General features: G+C 40.1%; 21 protein-coding genes. 9 read left to right on the plus strand and 12 right to left on the minus strand.

From position 1 onward, the window contains the following. Positions 1–219 precede the first annotated feature (219 nt). The 9 genes from fmt to DD657_RS07390 form a co-directional block, all read right to left on the minus strand. Positions 220–1,188, minus strand: coding sequence for a methionyl-tRNA formyltransferase (fmt, locus tag DD657_RS07350; RefSeq protein ID WP_287049275.1), 969 nt, complete (start codon positions 1,186–1,188; stop codon positions 220–222). Continuing rightward, complete coding sequence (locus DD657_RS07355; RefSeq protein WP_021986567.1) at positions 1,185–2,633, minus strand: LptF/LptG family permease; 1,449 nt, start codon at positions 2,631–2,633, stop codon at positions 1,185–1,187. The genes fmt and DD657_RS07355 overlap by 4 nt, the downstream gene beginning before the upstream one ends. A 297-nt stretch (positions 2,634–2,930) precedes the next feature. After that, positions 2,931–3,305 (minus strand): START-like domain-containing protein, encoded by a 375-nt coding sequence (locus DD657_RS07360; protein ID WP_021986566.1) that lies wholly within the window; start codon positions 3,303–3,305, stop codon positions 2,931–2,933. 85 nt (positions 3,306–3,390) lie between these two features. Next, positions 3,391–4,626 carry a YihY/virulence factor BrkB family protein gene (locus DD657_RS07365; RefSeq protein WP_235837395.1) on the minus strand — a complete coding sequence of 412 codons (1,236 nt, stop codon included), beginning with the start codon at positions 4,624–4,626 and terminating at the stop codon, positions 3,391–3,393. A 185-nt stretch (positions 4,627–4,811) separates the two neighbouring features. Next, positions 4,812–6,092: a cysteate synthase gene (locus DD657_RS07370; RefSeq protein WP_287049301.1), complete on the minus strand. Its 1,281-nt coding sequence runs from the start codon at positions 6,090–6,092 to the stop codon at positions 4,812–4,814. 89 nt (positions 6,093–6,181) lie between these two features. Further along, positions 6,182–6,904, minus strand: a complete 723-nt coding sequence (locus DD657_RS07375; RefSeq protein ID WP_118773933.1) for a glycosyltransferase family 2 protein — start codon at positions 6,902–6,904, stop codon at positions 6,182–6,184. Next, positions 6,897–7,316: a GtrA family protein gene (locus DD657_RS07380; protein ID WP_021986562.1), complete on the minus strand. Its 420-nt coding sequence runs from the start codon at positions 7,314–7,316 to the stop codon at positions 6,897–6,899. Before DD657_RS07380 ends, DD657_RS07375 begins: the two co-directional genes overlap by 8 nt. Before the next feature lie 19 nt (positions 7,317–7,335). Then, a complete protein-coding gene (locus DD657_RS07385) occupies positions 7,336–10,374 on the minus strand; it encodes a tetratricopeptide repeat protein (RefSeq protein ID WP_287049279.1) in 3,039 nt (1,012 codons plus the stop codon). A gap of 126 nt (positions 10,375–10,500) precedes the next feature. After that, positions 10,501–12,585: a glycosyltransferase family 39 protein gene (locus DD657_RS07390; protein WP_021986560.1), complete on the minus strand. Its 2,085-nt coding sequence runs from the start codon at positions 12,583–12,585 to the stop codon at positions 10,501–10,503. A 337-nt stretch (positions 12,586–12,922) separates the two neighbouring features. Here DD657_RS07390 and dnaK point away from each other — a divergent pair, with 337 nt between their 5' ends. From dnaK to DD657_RS07405, 3 genes are all read left to right on the plus strand, one after another. Further along, on the plus strand, positions 12,923–14,839 hold the full coding sequence (dnaK, locus tag DD657_RS07395; RefSeq protein ID WP_021986559.1) for a molecular chaperone DnaK: 1,917 nt from the start codon (positions 12,923–12,925) through the stop codon (positions 14,837–14,839). A gap of 209 nt (positions 14,840–15,048) precedes the next feature. Continuing rightward, a complete protein-coding gene (locus DD657_RS07400) occupies positions 15,049–15,609 on the plus strand; it encodes a helix-turn-helix domain-containing protein (protein WP_287049282.1) in 561 nt (186 codons plus the stop codon). Further along, positions 15,606–16,862, plus strand: coding sequence for a site-specific integrase (locus DD657_RS07405; RefSeq protein WP_287049284.1), 1,257 nt, complete (start codon positions 15,606–15,608; stop codon positions 16,860–16,862). Before DD657_RS07400 ends, DD657_RS07405 begins: the two co-directional genes overlap by 4 nt. A gap of 240 nt (positions 16,863–17,102) precedes the next feature. Here DD657_RS07405 and DD657_RS07410 read toward each other — a convergent pair whose 3' ends face one another. Both DD657_RS07410 and DD657_RS07415 read right to left on the minus strand, forming a co-directional pair. Continuing rightward, complete coding sequence (locus DD657_RS07410) at positions 17,103–17,327, minus strand: DUF2188 domain-containing protein (protein ID WP_057280677.1); 225 nt, start codon at positions 17,325–17,327, stop codon at positions 17,103–17,105. Between the two features lie 65 nt (positions 17,328–17,392). Continuing rightward, complete coding sequence (locus DD657_RS07415; RefSeq protein ID WP_287049287.1) at positions 17,393–17,662, minus strand: hypothetical protein; 270 nt, start codon at positions 17,660–17,662, stop codon at positions 17,393–17,395. A gap of 539 nt (positions 17,663–18,201) precedes the next feature. Between DD657_RS07415 and DD657_RS07420 the strand changes: the two genes are divergently transcribed. The 6 genes from DD657_RS07420 (at position 18,202) to DD657_RS07445 (ending at position 23,533) form a co-directional block, all read left to right on the plus strand. Then, positions 18,202–18,561: a helix-turn-helix domain-containing protein gene (locus DD657_RS07420; RefSeq protein ID WP_287049289.1), complete on the plus strand. Its 360-nt coding sequence runs from the start codon at positions 18,202–18,204 to the stop codon at positions 18,559–18,561. Beyond that, positions 18,561–19,925 (plus strand): DUF3987 domain-containing protein, encoded by a 1,365-nt coding sequence (locus tag DD657_RS07425; protein ID WP_353745288.1) that lies wholly within the window; start codon positions 18,561–18,563, stop codon positions 19,923–19,925. Before DD657_RS07420 ends, DD657_RS07425 begins: the two co-directional genes overlap by 1 nt. A 113-nt stretch (positions 19,926–20,038) precedes the next feature. Continuing rightward, the gene (locus DD657_RS07430) at positions 20,039–21,058 is read left to right on the plus strand and encodes a DUF6371 domain-containing protein (RefSeq protein ID WP_287049293.1); all 1,020 of its coding nucleotides are present in this window, start codon (positions 20,039–20,041) and stop codon (positions 21,056–21,058) included. Positions 21,059–21,353: 295 nt separating this feature from the next. Beyond that, complete coding sequence (locus DD657_RS07435) at positions 21,354–21,728, plus strand: plasmid mobilization protein (RefSeq protein WP_287049295.1); 375 nt, start codon at positions 21,354–21,356, stop codon at positions 21,726–21,728. A gap of 4 nt (positions 21,729–21,732) precedes the next feature. Continuing rightward, positions 21,733–22,932 carry a relaxase/mobilization nuclease domain-containing protein gene (locus DD657_RS07440; protein ID WP_287049296.1) on the plus strand — a complete coding sequence of 400 codons (1,200 nt, stop codon included), beginning with the start codon at positions 21,733–21,735 and terminating at the stop codon, positions 22,930–22,932. A 25-nt stretch (positions 22,933–22,957) separates the two neighbouring features. Beyond that, a complete protein-coding gene (locus DD657_RS07445; RefSeq protein WP_287049298.1) occupies positions 22,958–23,533 on the plus strand; it encodes a hypothetical protein in 576 nt (191 codons plus the stop codon). A 39-nt stretch (positions 23,534–23,572) separates the two neighbouring features. Here DD657_RS07445 and DD657_RS07450 read toward each other — a convergent pair whose 3' ends face one another. Continuing rightward, positions 23,573–24,379, minus strand: a complete 807-nt coding sequence (locus tag DD657_RS07450) for a tyrosine-type recombinase/integrase (RefSeq protein ID WP_287049299.1) — start codon at positions 24,377–24,379, stop codon at positions 23,573–23,575. Between the last annotated feature and the right edge of the window lie 87 nt (positions 24,380–24,466).

A 24,466-nucleotide genomic window follows, 5' to 3' on the forward strand; every position in this document is an offset into this window, starting at 1 on the left:
TTTTACCAATTTTTTATGGAAAAATGAAAACTTTTTTTCAATATCTTGAAATTCACATAAATACAAAAAGACTTTTTGAACAAAAAAACAAGGACCGGCAGTTAAAGCTGATGCCGGACAATTTCAAAGAGACAATTTCGAAGGCAAAAAAAAGAAAACAAAAGACCTCGTCCCAGCTTAAGATTAACTTGTGAAGAAGTGAATTTTAAAACCTGATATCTATAAAAACCGATATTCATGAAGTTTGAATCCCCGCAAAAATTCCTCTATTGTCATCCGTTTTTTACCGGACAACTGTATTTCTTTCAGTCGAATGATCCCGTGTTTTACAAATACATCCACAAAATTTTTCCCATCCGTCTCAAAACTACCGGGAGTATTGGCATGTTCCCGGCAAATTTTTTCAGTCGTAAATACTTTTAATACATACTTCTCTCCCGACCTTTCATTTTCCAGTTCAGTCCACGCGGCAGGATACGGCGATAATCCCCGAATCAGATTGTATATGCGGTCAATCTCTTCATCCCATTTTATTCTCATATCGTCCTTGAAAATCTTAGGTGCTGCCTGGGGAGTTCTTCCCTTCAGCAAATCCTTTTGGTCCAATGCCGGAAAATCATTCTTTTCCATGGCCTCAACAGTCTTCAGCAGTAATTCTGCCCCGGTCTCCATCAACATATCGTGCAACTCTCCTGCTGTCATCGTATCGGAAATATCTACTTTCTGCTGGAATATGATGTTACCGGTATCTATCTCGTGTTTCAATAAAAATGTCGTTACCCCTGAATATTTCTCTCCATTTATCACCGCCCAATTGATCGGTGCGGCTCCCCGGTAATCCGGCAAAAGCGAAGCATGTAAATTCACTGTTCCCAGACGGGGCATATTCCAAACAACTTCCGGCAACATTTTAAAAGCGACAACAAGTTGCAGATCAGCATTCAAAGCTTTCAATTCAGCTAAAAAAGCCTCATCTCTGAATTTCTCCGGTTGTAATATTTTTAAGCCGGCTTCACGGGCATATTGCTTTACGGCCGACTCCTGTAACTTTTGTCCACGTCCCGCGGGCTTATCCGGATTGGTCACAACCCCTACGATCTCAAATCCGGCTTCTACCATTTTTTTTAAAGGTAACACGGCAAAATCGGGTGTTCCCATATAAACAATACGTAATTTATGAAGAATCATGCTCGTTTTCTTTTGAAAAAATCTCCTATTTTCTTAATAAAGTTCATATAAGCTTCCCCGTTTAAAATCTCGGAATCTGTCACGGATTTGTAGGTCAGCAAAACACCTAACGGCAACAAAATGAGAGAAGACAACCAGGTGCCGAACCAAACGCCGATAACGGCTTCACGGGCCGACCGTTCGCCGATCATACTGATGATATAATAGATAATAAAAAGCAGTACGGAAATGACGACAGGCATACCCAGTCCCCCTTTCCGGATAATTCCTCCCAATGGAGCCCCGATAAAAAAGAAGATAAAACAAGCAAAAGAAAGTGTAAATTTTTTGTGCCATTCAATCTGATTTTTCCGGATTTGTTCTTCCTGCCGCAGGGTATAATCCCGACTACTTTGTACGCTCATCTTTACATCCCGGGCATATTGCAAGGCATTTCCGACAGCGCGCTGCTGTTCTTCCGGATCAAAGCTCCGGAACAAACTGTCTATGTCCTGTGTCTGATTTTTCGACTCTGCCTGGTATATACTGTCTTTCTGTGCATTCAGGCTCTTGCTTTTCTGATAATTGGCCGCCAACAGCCGTCTTGTGTCTTCATTTTTCCGGGCGTTCACCGTTTTCTGTAAAGAATCGATCATATATTGCAGCTGATTCAGATTCAGCATAATAGAAGATTTAAACAAATCTTCATCCGTTCGTTTCAGTTCATTTTCGGGTAATTCAATCAGAACACTCTGTTTTTCAAATTGTAGCCGTCTGAAAGGAAAAGTCTTACGATTGCCCGGCTTCATCCCTTCGTCCGTATATGTATTTCCATGATACAATATCAATTCCATTACATTGCTGTTGGGGTGGGTCAGCATCATCCCGGAATCAGCCTTGGTAACCTCATAATTTCCCGGTACAACTTTATGATTGTAAATCAACATATTGTACATCATACCGGTTTCCTTATTGATCCTGTCGATTTTAATACTATACCCTTCCAGGTCGTTTGTAAAAATCCCCTCTTTAAAAGACACTTCCGGCTTATGCCGCCTGATATCATATAACAGACTACCGGCTTTGAGATTCGCTACCGGCAATATATTGTTTGAAAAGAAAAAGGCAAAAAGAGTCAGAAAGACAATGAATACAATCAAAGGGTACATGATCCGATACAATGAAATTCCGGCTGACTTCAATGCGATCAATTCATAATTTTCGCCCAGCGTCCCGAAAGTCATAATTGAAGAAAGCAATACAGCCAAAGGCATGGCCATCGGTATCAAAGACAAGGAAAAATAAAACAAAACTTCAACGATCACTGAAAAATCCAACCCTTTTCCCACCAAATCATCTATATAACGCCACAACATCTGCATCAACAGCACAAACATGCTGATAAAAAATGTCGCAATAAAAGGTCCGCTAAAGCTTTTTAGCATGAATATATGTAACTTCTTCATCTACAAACTTTCATTTTTCCAGTTGCAAATGTACAATTAAATTACAAATTTTAGATTGTAAATCTCAAATTGATGGATAAACGCAATTGATATCGGATTTTAAACTATATAAAGTTACCGAGTCGCAACATTTATAAAATATCAGATCCCCAATCGCCCCTTCATAATTTTTTCAAATACAGACAGGTTGGGTTATGGAATAACTAAAATTTTAAAATCTGCGATTTCAATCCAGGATAATTTACGCTCTCCATTTTAATCCGGTACATACCGGTCAAATACAATATCAGGAAAGTATTATGCACCCAATGTACGATGCAGTATTTCGATTTGTTTATTCCACAATTCAATGGCGTCATTTTCGTCTTCCGGATCTACAAAATCAGTGATAATCAATGCCACATCTTCTGTCAAAGGCTGCACCTGTATATCAAATCCGAAATATTCATCTTCCTGCGTATCTTCCCAATGAAAACGAACAAAAACGTTCGGTTTTTGATCGATTAAAGAAGCTATATGCTCTACACCGTTCCAAATAAAGACAAACTTTCCATTCCTCTGCAATACATCGTCCGCAAACCATTCTGCTAAACCAGGAGCTGTACTTAATCGAGAGAATAAAACTTTTACAGAGGATGAAAAAATATATTCCAACTCAATCTTTTTCCGCATAATTTTCAAATTTGAGCACAATATATCATTTTTATTTCAAAATACCAAATAAGTCCCCCGGCGTAGGGTATACTCTATGCTTTCGTCAAGCAAACTTTTCATCCCCGAATTCCCGGTTAATGGCCTGAATAAAACGCCGTTCCCATTTTTCTTCAGCATGATTACGGATATACGACAACCGGATAATGACATCTGCCAGGGATAATTTATGCAAATCCACAAGAGGCAAATAAAAAATGTCATCGTCCTCTTCCACTTGCGCTAAAATTCCTTTATCGGCCATATCCTGCAAAACCACCCGCAATTTATTCATATTGATTCTCAATTTTTTACTAATCATTTCCAAGCTGGGACCACCGTTATTCTTCAAATATTCGTCTGCAATATATTTGAGTATATTGACCGACAATTCGATATTTTCAATCCATTTATTCTCACGTTCAACAGGCGACATGTACAGAAAATGGCGGTTTCTCAAAATATAACACAATTCCGTTCCCCACAAAACAATACTCCAACTCAGTTGCAGCCACACCAATAGTAACGGCAATGCAGCCAAGCTCCCATAAATGGCATTATATGAACTGACCCCGATCTGAAAACGGATGTAAAACCATTGAACGACCTGATAAACGGTTCCGGCAATTATACCGGCCACAACGGCATGTTTCAATTTAACAGGAGTGGTCGGCATAAAACGGTACAGGAAAATAAACAACAACCACACCAATAAATAAGGCAGCAATTTAAGCAGAAAAATCATCAACGAACCGGCATAGCTCAAGAAACCTTCTTCCATGGCAATAGCCTGCAGATTCGATGTCATAAAGACGTTGATACTACTGATCAATATAACCAAAATAGGGGCGATAAACATGATGGAAAGATAATCCGTAAATTTCCGGGTAACACCTCTCCCTTTCTGTACTCCCCATATCCTGTTCATAGCCAGCTCGGTATTTCCAAGCACTTTAATGACAGCCCACAGCAAAAAAACAATCCCCAGACCGGTAACCAACCCACCTTTCATATTCTCCAGGGCATGATTGGCAAAATTCAATACAAAATCGACAATCTGGGTATTGGCCAATGTCTGTTCATGAAGTTGATTTTCCAAAACAGTTCCTAAACCGAAACCTTTAGCTATTCCCAAAGCCAAAGCAACGAATGGGATAAAAGACAAAACAGAATAAAATGTCAAAGCCGCAGCAGAAACTGCGCCGGCATCTTTTATAAAACGATCTATTGAAACAACCAGTATGGCCACTATTTTCAGAAAAGACTCCCAAACAATCGCCTTTTTACGCCAGTCCCTTCGCAAAACTGCGTAATAAAATTCTAATGTTCCGAATCTCTTTAATCTTGCATTAGGCATTACATTTCCCTGATATATCCTTATCCCGCAAATATATAATATATTCCCCAACAATAAAAGAAAAAATCATAGCAACCGCTTGACGTTTACTATGATTTATCTTATCGGACAGCCGGAATCACCCGACTGATTTATCCAAATAATTCTGCTACTTTTTCTTTTATAAATCCGGGTTCTGCATCTATCGGAAACACATAATCCGGTTTCTTATAAACCAAATTATGTTCCCGTTTAAACCGTTGTATTCCCCCACCCGTAATATTCAGCATAATCACTGCTTCCTTATTAACTTTTCCTTCTTTTATAGCCTTAATCAAGCTTGCAGTTGCCACTCCCGCTGCCGGTTCAATATCTGCACCTTCCAGTGTCCGGAATAATTCCATTGCTTCACGGGCTTCTTCGTTAGTCGCCACCCAGACATCTCCTTTGGTTTCCGTCAGAGCATCGAACAACCCTCCTTTTACAGAATATGGAGGTTTCCGGTTAGAAAGTACTTTAGCACATATTTCCCCCGCCTGTTGACGGGCCACCTCGTCATCCACAGACAATAAGGCCCGGGAACCTGCTTTCCAGGCATCGTATATCGGAGTAAAAGGTACATTTTGCGAAACCATAAGACGCATCAGATTTTTACCATAACGTCCATCGGCAATAAAACGTTTATTGGCCTCCCAGGCAGCTATCGCTCCGGTTCCACTACCGACTGCCTGAAAATAATAATCCGGTATTCGTCCTATCGTGGTTACGGCAGACAGTACTGTCGTTCCCATCCCGTCCCGGCGAGCTACATTTTTGGCTCCTCCTTCGGGATAGAAGTTTCCCATCTCACAAATAATATTGGAAAGACGTATGGCATCAAAATAATCACTGCCACTGGCCGTTGCCACAACTTTTACACAAGGATTCAGCGAACGGGCAGCCCACATGGCATCGTTGCAATCTTCCGGAATACACAATAAAAGGGGAATATTATTCTCCGAACATACACGGGCAAAAGCCCGGGCCGTATTTCCTGCCGAAGCGACCACCATTATCTTATCGTCATAATGATTATTCGTGCGGGCACATACCGTATAAGCCTCACATTCCTTAAAAGCACCGGTCATCATCAAGGCTCCTTTTTCCGGCCAGTAACCATTGAAAGTAATATATAGCCTTGATAAACCCAGCTTTTGGGCCAGTCCTTCACTTTTATAAGTTACCGGAGCACCCGATCCTTCCAATATCCGGCAAATAGGCAACCAGTCCGAGAACTTATAAAGTCCCGGTAAATAATCCTTTACCTCTAATTGTTTCTTGGCATATTGCGCAAAAATCAAAGCTGCGCCGTCTTTATTCGGACAATCCAGAGCCCAGTCTCTATCCTCGAACTTCTCTCCACAACAGCGGGATTCCAGAACATAATCGGTCATTTCTAATGTCTTCACTTGAATGCATATTACTTACAATATGCAAAATTAAGGCATTTCACCGTATCAAATTTGGGTATAAATACTACTTTTCAGGATTTCTGCTTATTTCTTATATCCTTCTTCACCTTCCGTAAATCTTTTACCGATTTTATACCGATTTTCATTATTCGTTTCAGATTGATAGAGTTAACACCCCCCTGACGAGGCTTAAAAGTAATCGGTATCCATCGGGTCTTCATATTTTCGGAAACAGCCAGTACGCTGACCAATACATTGGCCAGAAAAAAGTCCTGCGGAATCTCTTTCAGCAAAAGAGCCAATTTAGAAGCCCGCATCAAGCGGAAAGGCGTATTGGCGTCTTCAATCACCCGGCCGAATATAAACATCACAACCAGTTTCAATACTTTAGTTACAACAACCCGGCTGAATCCGTCCTGTCTCTCTTTACGGGCGCCTATCAAAAAATCATAATCGGCCCGTTGTTCCCAAAATGACGTAAACTCTGCCGGATCGGTCTGTCCGTCGGAATCGGTCTGAAAAACATAATCGGCCCCCTGTTCTATCGCATAACGGTATGCATACAGACAAGTAGAACCATGTCCCGAATTCTTTTTCGTAAGGCCGATCAATTGAGGATAAGTGGCCCTCAACTCTTCCAAAACCCGGTAAGTCGCATCTTTGCTGCCATCATCCACAATAACCACCCTGGAATCTTCTCCAATCTGTTCCACCACCGGATGCCATTGTTCTACAACAGTTCTTATATTAGCCTCTTCATTGTAAGCCGGCATGACAATATACAACTTATCCATTTTGTCTGAATGTAACATTTTTATTCAAAATAAACTGAAAGAGAGTGACTACAAAAATGGTAGCCCCTTTCGATATCAGCAAGTTCATATTTCCCAGATCGACCATCAAATACAACAACCCGGAACTGATCAGCAATCCCATGATCCCGACAACATAAAATATCATAAAACGAAAAACAGATTTGTTTTTCACTTTAAAATTAAAATGCCGGTTCAACAAAAAACTATTGATAATACCGCAGTTGACACTGATGACATTAGCCAATATGTAATAATCCGGGAAAAAATAAGTCAGTACCCCAAATACGGCAAAATCGATAGATACACTCAACACGCCGATAACTCCATACAATATCAGATTGCGGTATTTAGAATACAGTCCTGCTCCTAATTCTTTTATTGTGATTGACATAGCGATTCATTTGTGCCGATTACCCTGCCCTTTTCTGCCATCCTTTACTCAATGCAGCAGCTTCCAGGTTCTCCGGATCCATCTGCATTGCCTTATTGACCGACTGAATGGCTTCCCCCTGCTTCCCGGTTCCATACAGATACAGAGCACGTAAAACAAAAATTTCGGGATCATTATTTATCGGCTCCAATTGCTTCAACAATGCCGCTGCACCGTTCCAATTTTCCTGTTGTATCATTATCCGCAACCATACTTTGGCGGCCGGCAGGAATCCAGGCTGCACTTCCTCTACTTTCTTCAGCAATTGCTCGGCCTTCCCGTATGCCTTCATGCGGCAATAACAATCTGCCAGCCTCACCAAATCATTCACATCCCCTCTGGCCTGCAACAAACGGTTATAAATATTCACCGCACTCTGATAATTTCCGTAGCGGAACAGAATATCTCCACCTAATGCCAGAGAGTTAACATGATTCGGACGTATCGACAAAGCCCTGTTGATCTGATTTATCGCCTCCTGCTGATTCCCCATTTTACTTGAAATCAAAGCTTTCAAATAAAGCCCATCCACAGAGAAAGCGTTCTCGTTTACAATCGCTTGTGCAGCGCCCATCGCTTCCTGCAACCGGTTCTCCTGAATATAGGTCAACGCCAGCATATACAACGCTTCATTCAATGACGGGTGTAAAGCCAAAGCCTTTTTAGCATAGGCCTCTGCCTGTTCCAGGTTATTGGTCAAAAACGAAAGTTTTGCTATCCGGGATAACACTTCTTCATTTTGGGGATATTTTTCCACATACGCTTTAAATACCTCCAACGCCTGATCATACTTTCTTTCAGCTTCCAGCTTAAATCCGGCAAGTTCTTCCTTCCCTTGCCGCTTTATAACGGCTGTCATCGGGAAACCATCGACCTCCGGCGTATAAATTGTTCCCTGCGGCGGGAAAAGTCCGTTTTTCAACTGATACCGGTTAATATACACATTGGCAAACATAGCGTAATCCCAATCCTTGGCATATTTCTCATAATACCGGCTATAGATAACATTCACATTCGTATCTGCCCTGAAATAATATTTCAGAATATTGATATGGTTTGTAACGATCGTTGTTTTCCGGTCTTTAGGCAGATCCACATTTTTGTGAAACCAATTGTAGGCATCTTTCAGGGAATTGTAGTAATAATCCGTCTCGTAATCTCCGTATGCCCCTTTCAGCCCTCCGACAACCTCATTAAAATAAACATAATCATTGGGATGGTTTTTCACCATATGTATGGCGGGCAACGATAATCCTGCGATAAAAACAGCTCCGACACCGATCTTACCCCATTTATTTCTTATACCTTCCAGCAACAACTGCCAGAAACGTCCGGCAATCACAACCAATGGAGGCATTACAAACAACAAATGCCGGATACCGCCATACAGGTTTGAATTCTTATAAATTACCCAGAATACAGGGAATATCGTCGCAAATAAAAAGAAATAGGATATCAGTGTAAATTCCTTACGTTTTACAATCAGATATATCCAATAACCGAAAAAACCGAGTAAAGAGACAAGCGGCATCGCTATCATCAGATATTTCGGAGCATATTTCCAAGGCAACATATTCGACATCATCTGCTCTCCGTCGAATATGGTTTTGAGCCCTATACTATAATTCGTAAATTGCTTCAACGATAACAACACATTTGAAAGCGGCTTCTGCAAAGCAAAAGGCCATAAAGCAATGGCTAGAATATAACTCAACACAACCACCACAACCAATACGACAACAATACGCCCGACAGCCTGACGGTATTTCCCGAACTTATAAAACTCTTTCATCCCGTACCGACCGACATAAAAAAATCCTGCATACATAAACAACATCGGATACAGAATCAATCCCCCGGAACGGGTTCCCAGAGCCAAAGCAATCCCAAGCACCAGACCGAGTAATTCCCGTATCCGGAAACGGGGATAAAAATCAAACAGCCGGATCGTATAATAAAGAGAAATAATATACCCCGTAGCAAATGGAATATCTTTCAGATTATTCATACTATGTCCGAAGAACCGGGGGGTAAAAAACATCAACAAAATAGACAAAAACCCACACAAACCTCCTCCCCAACGCAAGCCTGCCAACCCGACAAACAACACACCCAATGCTCCGTTTAAAGCACAAACCACATGCCGGGCTTCGTAATAATTATCGATATGAAACCAACGACAAATGGCGCCTGCAACCACCTGCATGGAAATACCATATAAATGAAGCGTAGTCTTAGGCTGAAACAAAGCAGTCGTATCCCCTTTGGCAAAATAATCCAATACATAAGCCGTATGCTGATGATCCGGGAATTCATCTCCTGTAACCCCGTAATCCCGACTGATATAAGGCATATATAAAAAAGTAAAGCAAGCAAACAAGATGATTCCCATCCGGTAAACCATATCCCGCTGCGGCTTACCCGAAGCCCGGAAAAAATAGCGGAAAAAATCACCGGAAATCAAATATTGAAACGGAATCCGAAAAGAATAATTACCCCAGAGTATCCCTTTATTGATCTTTTCCGGCATATTTTTTTTCTTCAAGTCGATTCCCTCCAGGTTACAGAATCTTATCCGTTTTACTTTTTGCAAACTGTAACCAATACTCCTTAATGTATTCCCAGCAAGTTTCTGTCCCCCGTAAGCGTTTAAAAAAGCCGCTTTAGCACCGAAAAATACAGGAGAATCAATAATACCCGAATCGGTTGTCCAAAGATTCTGAATGGCACCGAACCACAATTTCCGCTTATCGGTTGCTATATATCCGATGCTTTTTCCCCACTCCTGCTTCATCACATGGGACACGACAACTTTCACCGCCCCAATCTCCAACCGCTGCCCGTCAACCCAAAGCACATAATCTGACGATATATTCTCCAGTAAATCCGAATATTCCTTTTGCCCCAGCTCCGGTCCCGTCACCACCATTTCGTATCCCGGGAAACCCGTTTCCCATTCCTGCTTCCGATCTGCTCCTGCAAAACAGACTATCGTCAGATTCTTCTTTTCCGCCTGCATTCTTTTATGTAAAATTTAAGCTATTTTTGATTCTGATAACAAATATAATATTAGGCAAAAATAAAAAATATTTCCTCAATTACCGGTCAATTCACTTTTTTGTTCCCGATAATCTACATTTTGTCACTATTTCTGAAGTTTTTTATAACATTCGGACAACAGCCCCTGCAATTCCGGTGAAAATTGAACAGCTTTTTCCAAATAAGGAATTGCTTGCCGGTAAACTTTCTTCCGGGCATAGGCAATCCCCAGATTCGTAATTAAGAATTTCCGGTAATTTTCCGAACGGACCGTATTTTCCGCCTGTTTCAATATCTGTATCGCCTGATCGTACATCCCCAGTTCCACAAAAGCCCGTCCGGCACACACAAGCGCTATTTCGTTCTGCTCTGCCGACCCCGGCCAGAAAGAGAGATATTTACCCCAGAATTCTATCGCTTTCCGATATTCTTTCTGATAATAATAACCATATCCCATCCAAAACCAAATACCAAAGTTTTGAGGATTATAAGCATAAGCTTTTTCCAATAATTCCATTCCCCGGTCAATATTAGCCATTTTAAGCTGCCGGATACCCTCACTATCGAATTTATTTTCTTTCTTTATAACAGCGCAAACCGGATGTCCCTCTATATATTCCAAATGAACCGCACCCCGGGGAGGAAAAAACGTCTTCAATACCTGAACCGGAATAAATTGCAATGATAAAATGATATAATCGTAATCATATTCGGCAAACCCTCTGAAAGAACACAGATGCACTTCTGCGTTTTTATATTTCCGGACTTTCTGATAATTGGGCACAGTGATATTCTTCGCTCCGACCCGCACCAAAGTATCGGATTTAGAAATCACATTCTTTACCAACCAATCGTATCCAATCTGACAGGATGTCTCATAGTAATCCATATCATAATTCAGATAAGGTTGTGCTATCAATGCGTTATAGTAAGAGTAGCAGTATTTCGAATTATTGACCATCCAACAAGCCGTCGGCATAGCCCCTATTACTGCCGCCAAGACAAAACCTTTACGCAGGCGGGCATTTTTCAAGCTATAATAAGTTTCGTAAAAACCGATCGCTGCAACTACGGCAAAAGAAGAAAAGATAAACAAAGAATGCCGCCAACCGTTGTAAATATTGGAACCACCCAAAGTTATATACAAAGGAGGAAACAAAAGAGTAAATAAAATAAACAATACAGCCATCCGGTCATAATTCATCCATACCTTTTTCGCTTGCAAAACAAACAATACAATACCCGCCCAGGTAATAAGAGGTATTGTCGTCAAATAGCTTTTTAAAAGATAGAAATCAGGTAAATGTAACGAACTTATGATCTCTCCTTCATACAACATCGGTATCTGTTGTTTGAACTCCTTTACCAGCTTAAAGGCATTTTTTATATGCATAACCGGTCCTTCATAAAAAAAGTTAGGGTAAGCACAACACCCCAATACGACACCGACAACAACAATCCCTAAAGCAATACCAATAAAACGGCCCAAAGATTTATAGGGTCTTTTCAGGAGCGATTTTCTCAAATCCTTCCGGAAAAAGAAAAGCATAATACCTCCGGCAGCAAAATAAAAAGGCAATAACAATCCTCCGACACGAATGCTCACGGCCAAAGCGATCCCGACAATCGTCAATATCACATCCGGCAGCTTAAACAAAGGTATTTTCTTATATATCCGCAAAAAGCCATAAACGGCCATAGCGAAGCCCGCAGCCATAGGGACATCTTTGCTATCCAGAAAAGACAACCCGAAAACAATCGGAGACAATCCCATCAAAAGCAAAGTCACAATAGCTAACTTCCAATCTTTTAATTCTCTGGCAGTCAAAGCCGCAAAAAGCATAAATAAAAAACCGAAAATAGCACACAACACATGCCGTATCAGATATTCATGTTCCTCCATTCCGAAATATTTGATGATAAGGGCCGGCAAAATCTCAAACCCGACACCATAATATTTCATATGCGGAATCTTAACTTCCGGCACTTTGGAGTAATCGACAAAAGTCGTATCTCCATGCAAATAAAAAGCAAGGCTGTATTTTCCATTGGCACTGTCGATCGGTTCATCTCCCGTAATACCGACTTGAGGCGCTACCCACATCATACACACGAAAAGAAGAGCAGAAACAATGAAAAACAATTTGCGGGGATCCCCCATGTACTTCATGACCAATCCGGATAAAACCATACTAAAAAATTATTACTCGTCACACTCTATCGAAATTCAAACAAAAACGTCTGAGACAATTTATTCTGCAAAGGTAGAAATTCATATAAAATACAATTCATAATCAAGCTATTTCTTAAGCCATAATCTATCATTGTCCCCGATTTCACCTTCAACCACTGACGTTCTGTCAGGTTTTCTGTCACATTTTTCTCCTTTTTTATTTAAAATCCGACATTTTTACAAAAAAAACAAGTAAATGACGCATGGCACACCATTTGATAAAAATAATTGTGTTTAGGTTAAACCTCAGAGAGAAAGAAAACGAATAATATAAACAAATAAAATAAAAAGCATTATGGGAAAAATAATTGGAATTGACTTAGGTACTACGAACTCATGCGTAGCCGTTATGGAGGGTAATGAGCCCGTCGTAATACCGAATAGTGAAGGAAGACGGACAACTCCTTCTATTGTGGCATTTGTAGATAATGGGGAACGAAAAGTTGGTGATCCGGCAAAACGTCAGGCAATTACCAATCCGAGAAAGACAATTTATTCTATCAAGCGGTTCATGGGCGAAACCTATGAGCAGGTAGGAAAAGAGATAAAGAGAGTGGCTTATGAAGTTGTCAAAGGCGATAATAATACCCCGCGTGTCGTTATCGATGACCGTAAATATTCTCCACAGGAAATTTCTGCCATGATCCTGCAAAAAATGAAAAAAACGGCGGAAGATTATCTGGGCCAGGAAGTAACGGAAGCAGTTATTACCGTACCGGCTTATTTCAACGATTCACAGCGTCAAGCAACGAAAGAGGCAGGAGAAATTGCAGGCTTAACGGTAAAACGTATTATCAACGAACCGACTGCTGCTGCATTGGCCTACGGTTTGGATAAGAAAGACAAAGATATGCGGATCGCTGTGTTCGACTTAGGTGGAGGTACGTTCGATATTTCTATCCTCGAATTGGGTGACGGCGTTTTTGAAGTGAAATCGACGAACGGTGATACTCACTTAGGTGGTGATGACTTCGACGATATTATCATCAACTGGTTGGCTGACGAGTTCCAAAAAGAGCAAGGAGTAGACATCCGTAAAGACCCGATGGCTCATCAACGTTTGAAAGAAGCTGCCGAAAAAGCAAAAATAGAATTGTCAAGCTCTACGACAACGGAAATCAACTTACCGTATATCTTCCCGGTAGACGGAGTGCCCAAACACTTGGTAAGAAGCCTGACGAGAGCTCAATTCGATCAGTTGACTTACAAGTTGGTTGAAGCTACGATAGAACCTTGTCGGAATGCCTTGAAAGATGCAGGCTTACAGGCATCTCAAATCGACGAAGTGATTTTGGTAGGTGGTTCTACCCGTATCCCGGCTGTTCAGAAAAAAGTAGAAGAATTTTTCGGTAAAACGCCTTCTAAAGGTGTAAACCCGGACGAAGTTGTTGCTGTTGGAGCTGCCATCCAAGGCGGTGTTTTGACCGGAGAAGTAAAAGACGTACTGTTATTGGACGTAACCCCATTGTCTTTAGGTATTGAAACCTTAGGCGGTGTTATGACCAAACTGATCGAATCCAATACGACGATTCCGACCAAGAAATCCGAAGTATTCTCTACTGCTGCGGACAACCAGCCGTCTGTAGAAATTCATATTCTGCAAGGTGAACGTCCGATGGCCAAAGATAACAAAACGATCGGTCGTTTCCACCTGGACAGTATTCCACCTGCCCCACGTGGCATCCCGCAAATCGAAGTAACTTTCGATATCGACGCAAACGGTATTCTGAATGTATCGGCCAAAGACAAAGCCACAGGTAAACAGCAGTCAATCCGTATCGAAGCTTCATCAGGCTTGTCCGATGCTGAAATCAAACGGATGAAAGACGAAGCCAGTGCCAATGCCGAAGCCGACAAACAAGAAAAAGAACGTATCGATACCATCAACAAAGCAGATTCAATGATTTTCCAGACGGAAAAACAATTGAAAGAATTTGGAGACAAATTACCTGCTGACAAAAAGGCACCGATCGAATCGGCTCTTCAGGAACTGAAAGATGCACACAAGAACCAGGATATAAATGCAATCAATACTGCTATTGATAAATTGAACAACGTATTCCAGGCTGCATCACAGGAAATGTACAACGCCCAGGCTCAACAACAGCAAGGCGGAGCACAGCAGGAACCTCAAGGTAATCCGAATGCCGGAGCCAATAACGGAGGCAAAGACCAGGAAGTAACCGACGTTGACTTCGAGGAAGTGAAGTAAATCGCGATAAACAACGATAATTACAAATAAGAATATAGGGTGTAACTCAATGAGTTATGCCCTATTTCTTTTTATATCACTTTTCTTTGACTTTGCTTGTTATTTGGATTTTTATTGTATATTTGTACCATAATTGTTCCGCGATAAAAAAGTAGATAATGTGCGACAAATTAGATTGGATTGAAAAATAACAAGAAATAAATCATTGTATGCCAGCAGCAAAGTTTGAGATAAAGCGCAAATGCCCAATTTGTGGAGAAGAGTTTTTAGCCAAAACTATAGAGTCTTGGTATTGTTCTCCTCGATGTTCTAAAATTGCTTGGAAACGCAAAAAAGATGAAGAACAAAGAAATCTTAGATTGGATGAAGTAGTAAAAGGAATTCCTAAAGACCAAGACTATATTAAGATTTCAGAAGCCTATGCCTTGTTCGGAATCAGTCGTGATACATTGTATCGTCTTATTCGTAAAGAGACTATTGGGCACATAAATCTTGGGACGAATCAAATCCGGGTAAGTAAAGCTGAACTGATGAAACTCTATCCGCTCCGAAAGAAAGCTCTCACAAAGTCAAAACCTATTGCCAAGCTGTATAGTCTGGAACCCAAAGACTGCTATACCATTGGTGAGATTACGGAAAAGTTTCTTGTGAATGAAAGTACGGTTTATCTCCATATTCGCAAATATTCTATTCCTACCCGGCAGATAGGAAACTTCGTATATGTACCCAAGAAAGAAATTGATAACTTATATAAAGGTGTGAAGCGATGAAGAAAGCATTAGTCAATACACGAGTGTCGGTAAAGCTCCGCAAGTCTGAATATCGTGATGAATGGTATCTTTATGTGGAATCCTATCCAGTATTTCAATCAGGGAAAGATACTCCGCAAAGAGTTCGTGAATATCTCAATCGTACCATTACGACACCCATTTGGGATAAGTCCCGTAATGCAAGGACTAATGCCGAAGGCAAAACCACTTATAAGCCAAAGCGAGATTTGAATGGTATTATACAATGCAAGTCCCAATTGGATCAGGAATCGTGTATCTATGCCGATAAAGTCAGAAGCCTACGACAAAAGGAATATGACAATGCGGCTCTTTATGCTGATGCCGATGCTGAACAGGCAGAGCAGTTAGAACGCTCCCGAAGTAATTTCATTGAATACTTCGACCATGTGCAGCGAACAAGGCACGTCCATAGTTCTGATTCCATCATTGTCAATTGGAGGCGAGTACATGAGTTGTTAAAGATATTTGCAAAAGGCGATACCATCCTCTTTTCGCAAATAGACTTAAAGATGATGGAATCGTTTCGTCAATTCATAATGAACGCTCCACAAGGGGGAACTAAACGAGGTACAATATCTCAAAATACAGCTGCAACATATTTTTCAATCTTCAAAGCCGGACTGAAACAAGCATTTATAGATGGCTACCTAACTATTGATATTTCTGCGAAAGTCAAAGGTATTCAAGAAAGAGAAAGCCGGAGAGAATATCTTACGGTAGAGGAATTGAATCGACTGGCTCAAACACCTTGTGACCCATTACTGAAACGTGCAGCTCTGTTTTCTGCTCTAACAGGAATCCGTCATTGCGATATTCAAAAATTGAAATGGTCGGAAGTGGAGAATTTCAATGGAGGCTATCGCTTGAACTTTACTCAACAAAAGACAAAAGGTGTTGAATATATGCCAATTTCGGAACAAGCATTCAATCTTTGTGGTGAGCAGCAGGAGGGAGAGCTTCTTGTGTTTGCCGGACTGCCAGACCCTTCATGGATAAATCGCCCAGTCAAGAAATGGGTTGAAGCAGCCGGAATATCCAAACACATAACATTTCATTGCTTTCGTCATTCCTATGCGACCCTGCAACTGGCTGGAGGTACTGATATTTACACAGTTAGCAAAATGTTGGGGCATACAAACGTGAGAACAACCCAAGTGTATGCAAAGGTTGTTGATGAAAAGAAAGAGAAAGCTACAGAAACCATTAAATTAGATTTGTCTCAAACAGAATAATTAAATTATTATACTTGATACACATAGCCATTTGCGTAGGATTTACGTGGTGGTTTTTTGTGATTATTTACGACAATGTCCTAAATAAGTTTGTCTGAATTATAATAATTGAAATCTTGAGCTTTGAAAAGGGATATAACATATCCAGTTATTATACGTTTACATATAACAGAATAGGGGATTGAGAAAATAAACCCCGACAAGCTGCAATTTTGTCGGGGCACATCCTAAATCTCAGTATTATCCTTCTGGTGGGTATGGGTCATTGCCGTAGCTATGCTTTTCACGAATACGTCCATCTAATCCGTGTATAGCAACTTCTTGGCCATTCTTAATAGCGATTTCACGAGCGCGTTCAAATGCTTCTTGCTGTGTTCTGAAATTACCAGAACTACGTTGAGCATTTTCTTGCTTTACCTTCCATTGGTCGCCATTACGAACAACATGAATGTTCTTTCCTGCCATATTTACCTCCTTTCTGTTCTTAGTGACAACATGTTTCAGGTTGCCGTTATTAACTCGATAGTTCCTCATTTAAGCTCATTTGGGTTTCCATCAAGATTAAAACCAGCCCATTGAGGAACACCATTTACTTCTGCTACTTGCGATACCAAAAGTCCATCATCCTCATCAACGAATTTCTTAAAATAGTCTCTTAATCCTTTTGCATTAGTGTTAATACGCTTAAAGCACCAACAAGATTCAAGCATTCTAACTGCATTAAACTTTTTAAGCTCATCATAAAGGGGCTGATAATCTCTTTTATTACGCAAATCATAACTCAAAAAAAATAAAGCCATTATTCATGAAATTATTTGTTAAACATTACGACTGCTGTTTTGTGCTTGAGGTTGTCTCATCGGTAAGCAGCTCTATACCATACTAAATTCTTCAGATTACAGGGGAAGATAAGGAAGCCTGCTACATATCCGTCACGGACTTATTGGTTTGTAGAATACCAGAATAAAAAACAGAATCAATCTATTATAGTAAATACAAATGTTTTGCCAATGTTAAAAACAGATTCTTTTTTGAACATTTCATCTTGTTTTGACAGTTTTTGTGTCAGTTTGACAGTCTCCAAAGTGACTTCTACTATCACATTTATTTTTATCTACGGTCATTTCTTGTGATTGCCTTATGATTCCTTTATGATGGGCGACACTATCATAAAAAACTACTACTGATATTCTCCACTATTGACATTGATAATCAATATGTAACCATTATGATTATTGTGTTTCATTGCTGTCTTTTTGTGTGATGTATTACACCATAAAATCAGCATAGAAAATCGCTGTTACTTTGCCAAAAAATCAAACAGTAAACAAGTAACAATATGAGCGAGAAAAGCATCACTTTTGAAGATTTGCCTAAGGCAATGTCGTGGATGATGGATAAGTTGAATGAATTGGATTCTAAGATTGACGGCCTGAACAATCAAAACCCGAATATTCCAATTGAGCAATGGATGAACCTTAAAGAACTGTGTGAGTATCTCCCCAGTCATCCGGCAGAACAAACTGTGTATGGATGGACGAGTTGCCATCAGATACCATTTCATAAAAGAGGTAAGCGTATCATGTTTCTTAAATCAGAAATAGACGAATGGCTTCATGCCGGCAAAATAAAATCTGAAAAGGACTTGGAAGACGAAGCCTCCAAATTTATAAGGTCAAAAAGAAATACCCGATTCTAATGGATGCTATCAACTTATGTAATGCCATCAGAATGGAATTTGCAAGAGTCTTTGAAAAGAAGATTCCTTTAGATGCTTTTCCGGCTAAAATCCAAGATATGATATTGGCATTAGCCAGACAAGAGAATTATACCATAGAGTACATGATGGCTTCTCTTTTGGTGGCAGTATCAACCGCCATCGGTAATACTGTCAATATCCGTATTCGTGGTGGATGGGTTAGTAACTCTGCCCTTTATATGATATTGGTAGGTCGCCCCGGAACAGGTAAAACACCACCTTTAGATTTTGCCTTTCGTCCTATCCGCAAGCATGACGCGCAAGCTGTCAAACAATTCAAATTAGAGATGGAGCAATACAATAACCTGGTCGAGAGCAATAAAGGTAAGAAAGAAAACACTACTCCTTTGCCTGACAAACCTATTTTGCGGAGGACTATTATATCCGACTTTACTCCGGAAGCATTAATGCGTGCGCTTGATGACAACCAGCGTGGTATTGTGGTATATGTGGATGAGATTATGGGGATGTTTAATGCTGTGAACCAATACAGCAGAGGACAGCTTATAGAGCAACTATTAACAGCATTCAGTGGTAAGCCGTTGGATATTTCAAGATGCAGTATGCCCCTCCCGATTCATATAGAATATCCCTTTATAAATATTGTAGGTACAATGCAGACAACCCGTATGCACGAACTGATAGAAAAAGGCTATAAAGAGAACGGCTTACTTGACAGAATTATTTTTGTTTATCCATCATCCCAAGATATTTCTGATTGGCAATTGGATGAAGATTCTTCTTTTGCATCTTTTGAAAAGTATTCAAATCTGTGGGAGGCTATTATCAACAAAGTGATTGATTTACCTTTCACTGATAACAACAATGTACAAAACATCTTGAATTTTTCCCCTGAAGCCAAAGCCTATTTTACAAACTGGCGTAATAATGCAATCCGAGCCGTCAATCAAATTCAGGATGATGGACTGGTGGATAGCCGAGTGATTAAAGCCCCTATGATAACAGCTCGTTTGGCATTAGTCCTGCAAATCTTTCGCTGGGCTTGTGGAGAGGTGCATAAGGATTTTGTGGATATAGAATCAACAAAATCGGCTATCGCTTTAAGTGAATATTTTGAGAGTTGTTATGCAGATATTCAGAAGTATATGTTGAAAGAGAGCATTGAACCTCAAAAGAAAGAATTGCTCGACTGTCTTTCCGCAACATTTACTACTTCCGATGCCATTCAAGCAGGGAAAGAGGTCGGACTATCAGAAAGGTCTGTAATGTACTCTTTAGTCAATCTTGCCACAAATAAAATTATTAAGAAGATAAAGCGAGGTGAATATGAGAAATTGCAATAATTAACACAATCTGCACATTGCAGTTTTTGCAGTTTGCACTTTTCTCACATATAGATTTCTGCAAAACTGCAATAAGTGCAAACTGCACGAACTGCAATAATCAAACGATAAATATGACTGAATATAGATTCTCCCTTCAAAAATATAAGCGAGGAACAAAGCTTTCATGCCCGAACTGTGGAAAGAAACAATGCTTTGTCAAGTATATAGACAATCAAGGAGAGATTATCTTTCCTGATTATGTAGGTAGATGTGACCATGAGCAATCCTGCAAATACCATTATACTCCCTCAGATTATTTTAAGGATAACCCTACAATGGTAGATTATGATAAGCGTAGTTTCATTATAGCAAGCAATCCCAAGCCATGTTTGCCACCTCCCACTTCCTTTATTAACAATGAACTGATGGAGCGTTCTCTTACTAACTATGCTATGAATCCATTGTACATCTATCTGTCTGGAGTATTGGGCAAAGATGAAACATCCCGGATATTCCAACTTTATCATGTTGGAACTTCAAAGAAATGGGGAGGTTCTACGGTTTATTGGCAAATTGATTGGCAAGGCAACGTGCGGACAGGAAAGATTATGTTGTATGACAACACAACAGGACATCGGATAAAAGAGCCAAGAAGTTATGTGAGTTGGGTACATACAGAGCTGAATCTTCAAGACTATCATTTGAAGCAATGTTTTTTTGGCGAACATCTCTTGTCTGAGAACCCGACAAAATTTGTTGCGATTGTTGAAAGTGAAAAATCAGCATTGATAGCGACCCATTATATGCCGGATTTTATATGGTTGGCAACAGGTGGAATGCACGGTTGCTTTAAGCCAAATGTCGTCAGCATCTTGAAAGGTCGGTCTGTTATGTTATGCCCTGATTTAGGAGCAAAAGAAGTTTGGCAAGCCAAAATGCCTTTGCTCACTTCCGTATGTCCCAAAGTTGTATTGAGTGATAGCTTGGAACAATGCGCCACAAACGAACAGCGAAAGAACGGATTGGATATTGCAGATTTCTTGTTGATGACTGCTACTCCAACGATGCTACTTCAAAAGATGATAAAGCGAACCCCAAACTTACAGACTTTAATAGACTGTTTGCATTTGGAACTGGTGGATTCAAGTTAAATAGTGAAATTTCTGAAAGCCAAACAGAGGGGAAAAGAAAATTATTGATTATCCAAACGAAGATTAATATCAGTAGCCACTCTTTATTTTGGCAGATAAATGAACTTCCATTGGGCAAATACGATGCTTGCATTGAGATTGATAATGCCCCATTTTTAATGGGTATCCTATGCAAGAAGTACCACCGTCCGACAAAATAGTTTCACTCATTTGTCATCTTGGAGGCTTCTTGCATTACTCGCAGGCTCGCAATGAATAGAATACTTTTACAAATTAATACCAGTTATAAACATCTATGGATAACCAACAAAACAACGAAAAACAGAATGTTCGTACCCGACATATAGACATTCGTTTGACTGAAAAAGAGTACGAAATGGTTGCTGCAAAAGCAGCTGAATGTGGAATGACGCTCAGTAACTATGGACGAAAATTACTCCAAAATCACCATCCGAATAAGCGACTTTCTGATGAGGAAGTGCAAGGTCTAAACTCTCTATCGGATGCAAGAGCAGACCTTATTCGCATTCAGAATATTCTCAAAGGCAAACCGGACGAGATAAAAAAACGATACTTCCGAGATGAAAATTATATGCGTGCATGGATAGAAGCAGTCAACAGGCTTATCGCACGATGGGGACAGATTCGGGACAGTATAAATCAAATTTGAAGTTATGATAGCGCAAGGAAATGCAATCTCTCATGGTGCGAGAGCCATTGAATATTCAATGGAAAAAGACAAGGCACGACTTGTTAAAGTGAATGGTCTGCCGGAAAATATCGAGCCTTTGGCTATGTGGTCACGGATGATGCAGCACCAGCACCAATGTATGAAAGACAGGTATAATCCGAGGCCCATAACCTTGAACGCACTACGTTTTGAGATTTCTCCAGCCAAAGAAGAATCGGCAGGATGGACAATGAAGGATTGGCAAAATTTGACAGATGAGTTTATTTTTGTACTTGATGGTATTGACAAAAGACCTGGCAAATCAGATTGTCGGTTCAGGCCAACCAATATCAAAAATAGCCAGTATGTTGTTTCACTACACATTGATAGCAAAAGTGGCATTCCGCACTTGCACATTGTGGCTAACCGCATAGACAATACGGGTAAAACAAACGATGCACATTACATCGGTGAACGTGCCGTTCATGCAGCCAACATCATCAATGAGAAGCGGGGTTGGGTACAATCTGCGCAACGTCGTAGCGAAAATATTCAACAAATTAGCAAAGACTGTATTGCCATTTTGAAAGCTATACCCAAATTTGATTGGGCTACCTATTGCCAGATGCTCAATGCTAAGGGATATGATATAAAACTGACGAAAGACGATACAGGAGTAGTCAAAGGATATGCCATACGAAAGGGGAACTCCATTTATAAATCTTCAATCTTAGGCAAAAGTCGAAAATTAATGCCATCAAAAATTGAAACTACATGGGCAGGATTACATGCGTCTGACAAACAAACTACAGTTCAGTCAAAGGAAGCAGATGCTCAAACAAGGGTGTATGATAATAAAGAGATGATGCCACAATCAAAGTCTTCAATTCACCACTATTCCATATCTGTAGATGGAGAGCAATTCGAGGTTGATATACCTAATATTGTTAAGTCTGTGTTTGACGAAGAACTTGAGCACTCGGAGGAAGAAGCCAATCAAACCAATGTACTCAAAGTTGCAGCTTTGCTATTTGCCGGATATTTGGATGCAGCCACTTCCATGTCTGCATCAAGTGGAGGCGGTGGCAGTCCCGGTAGTGGATGGGGAAAAGATAAAGACGATGATGAACGTAACTGGGCAATCCGTTGTGCAAGAATGGCAAAATGGCTCTGCAAGCCCATTAAACGTAACAGAAGTAGATAGTATTTCATTTATAATCTACAACACTATGCGTAAAAGTAAATATGACCAATCTCCTTTGTCAGCGCAGGACAGCAAAAGTACAGATAGAGATGATAACATTAGTGAAATAGAAAGTCGTGTAGAATTTGACACCGAATTTATCAATCTCACGAATCAGATAGAGGACATCAAAGCTGCCATTCAAGAATTGAAACTGATAAAAGCCTGTGTAGATTCTTCAATGGTAGCTCTTGAAAAATCAACACAAGCTCTCAATGCAGCTATGAAAAAGTCCGATAATATAGCCAATGCTATTCGTCGCACTGTTATTCAAGTAGAGAATACTGCTATAACTGTAAAACTTAGTGAAACGGATAAATCCATCCTTGCTGAATATCGCCACAAATTGATTGAGGAAGAAAAATGCCTATTTGAAAAACAAATGGCAGAGTTGAAAGCAACTCATGAAAAACATTGGAAAGAAGTTAATAGATTTGTGAAATCTCATACTTCGTTTTCTCTTAATGGCTGGATAGCAAAAATCTCCGTTATTGGATTTTGGGTATTGTATGCGTATTTCTGTTTAACATTGGGTGGATGGGTAATTTATCAGATTTTTTAGTATCATTAGGAAGGATGGACGAGCCTCCTTCCTAATATGTCACCAAGTTATTACCTTATCGACAATCTCTTGTTGTTCTGCACTGCTGCGTCTCAAATAAATGCGAGTGGTTTCTATGCTTTCATGCCCCATCAGGTCGGCAAGCAAAGAAATATCGTTGAACTTCTCCAAGAAATTCTTGGCAAAGCGATGACGGAACGAGTGAGGATAAATCACTTTTTCATTCAATCCGTATTTTGCGGCATAGTTTTTCAACTGTTGAGCAATACCTCTGGTCGTGATACGTTCTCCGAAGCGATTGAGGAAAAGATAGCCTGTGCTACGATTGCCCTTGCTAAGCCATTCTGTTGCTTCCTTACGTAAAGTTTTCGGAATGTAGATACGGCGTATTTTTCCACCTTTTGTGTAGATGTCAAAATAGCCCATCTGCACATGTTCCACCTTCATTTGTATTAGTTCGCTGACTCTTGCTCCAGTAGCAGCAAGGAAACGAACTACGAAATACCACTCTTGATTTTCCTCTTTTTTAAGTTTGTTCTTTAGGAAAACATAGTCGGCATTGCTGATTACATTTTCCAAATAACTACGCTGTTGTACCTTGACGGATTTTAATCTCAGACGAGATTTTCCCATACAATCAAGATATTTGTTCATTGCCTGAATACGAAGATTTACAGTTTTAGGCTTGAACTTCTCAATGAGATAAGTTTTATAAACAAGCAGGTTGCGCTTGTTCAGCTCTTTATGCCAGGAATAATATTCCCTTACGGCATAGAGGTAAGCCGCAATCGTATTCTCCGCCATATTTCCTTGACGCAGATACGTTTCAAAATTTTCAATGTTCATGTTTGATACATTATTAGTTAAACAATTCGCTATCATTAATAATGTATAGCATTCACAAATTCATTGAGTTCCTATTATGAGAAGTTT

The sequence above is a fragment of the Culturomica sp. genome (assembly GCF_003524185.1).
GTDB lineage: Bacteria > Bacteroidota > Bacteroidia > Bacteroidales > Marinifilaceae > Culturomica > Culturomica massiliensis.

What these genes read in the sequence shown, in the direction of transcription:
- fmt (WP_287049275.1), bottom strand. Translation starts at nt 1,188, where the DNA reads ATGATTCTTCATAAATTACGTATTGTTTATATGGGAACACCCGATTTT.
- DD657_RS07355 (WP_021986567.1), bottom strand. Translation starts at nt 2,633, where the DNA reads ATGAAGAAGTTACATATATTCATGCTAAAAAGCTTTAGCGGACCTTTT.
- DD657_RS07360 (WP_021986566.1), bottom strand. Translation starts at nt 3,305, where the DNA reads ATGCGGAAAAAGATTGAGTTGGAATATATTTTTTCATCCTCTGTAAAA.
- DD657_RS07370 (WP_287049301.1), bottom strand. Translation starts at nt 6,092, where the DNA reads ATGACCGATTATGTTCTGGAATCCCGCTGTTGTGGAGAGAAGTTCGAG.
- DD657_RS07375 (WP_118773933.1), bottom strand. Translation starts at nt 6,904, where the DNA reads ATGGATAAGTTGTATATTGTCATGCCGGCTTACAATGAAGAGGCTAAT.
- DD657_RS07380 (WP_021986562.1), bottom strand. Translation starts at nt 7,316, where the DNA reads ATGTCAATCACAATAAAAGAATTAGGAGCAGGACTGTATTCTAAATAC.
- DD657_RS07385 (WP_287049279.1), bottom strand. Translation starts at nt 10,374, where the DNA reads ATGCAGGCGGAAAAGAAGAATCTGACGATAGTCTGTTTTGCAGGAGCA.
- DD657_RS07390 (WP_021986560.1), bottom strand. Translation starts at nt 12,585, where the DNA reads ATGGTTTTATCCGGATTGGTCATGAAGTACATGGGGGATCCCCGCAAA.
- dnaK (WP_021986559.1), top strand. Translation starts at nt 12,923, where the DNA reads ATGGGAAAAATAATTGGAATTGACTTAGGTACTACGAACTCATGCGTA.
- DD657_RS07400 (WP_287049282.1), top strand. Translation starts at nt 15,049, where the DNA reads ATGCCAGCAGCAAAGTTTGAGATAAAGCGCAAATGCCCAATTTGTGGA.
- DD657_RS07405 (WP_287049284.1), top strand. Translation starts at nt 15,606, where the DNA reads ATGAAGAAAGCATTAGTCAATACACGAGTGTCGGTAAAGCTCCGCAAG.
- DD657_RS07410 (WP_057280677.1), bottom strand. Translation starts at nt 17,327, where the DNA reads ATGGCAGGAAAGAACATTCATGTTGTTCGTAATGGCGACCAATGGAAG.
- DD657_RS07415 (WP_287049287.1), bottom strand. Translation starts at nt 17,662, where the DNA reads ATGGCTTTATTTTTTTTGAGTTATGATTTGCGTAATAAAAGAGATTAT.
- DD657_RS07420 (WP_287049289.1), top strand. Translation starts at nt 18,202, where the DNA reads ATGAGCGAGAAAAGCATCACTTTTGAAGATTTGCCTAAGGCAATGTCG.
- DD657_RS07425 (WP_353745288.1), top strand. Translation starts at nt 18,561, where the DNA reads ATGGATGCTATCAACTTATGTAATGCCATCAGAATGGAATTTGCAAGA.
- DD657_RS07430 (WP_287049293.1), top strand. Translation starts at nt 20,039, where the DNA reads ATGACTGAATATAGATTCTCCCTTCAAAAATATAAGCGAGGAACAAAG.
- DD657_RS07435 (WP_287049295.1), top strand. Translation starts at nt 21,354, where the DNA reads ATGGATAACCAACAAAACAACGAAAAACAGAATGTTCGTACCCGACAT.
- DD657_RS07440 (WP_287049296.1), top strand. Translation starts at nt 21,733, where the DNA reads ATGATAGCGCAAGGAAATGCAATCTCTCATGGTGCGAGAGCCATTGAA.
- DD657_RS07445 (WP_287049298.1), top strand. Translation starts at nt 22,958, where the DNA reads ATGCGTAAAAGTAAATATGACCAATCTCCTTTGTCAGCGCAGGACAGC.
- DD657_RS07450 (WP_287049299.1), bottom strand. Translation starts at nt 24,379, where the DNA reads ATGAACATTGAAAATTTTGAAACGTATCTGCGTCAAGGAAATATGGCG.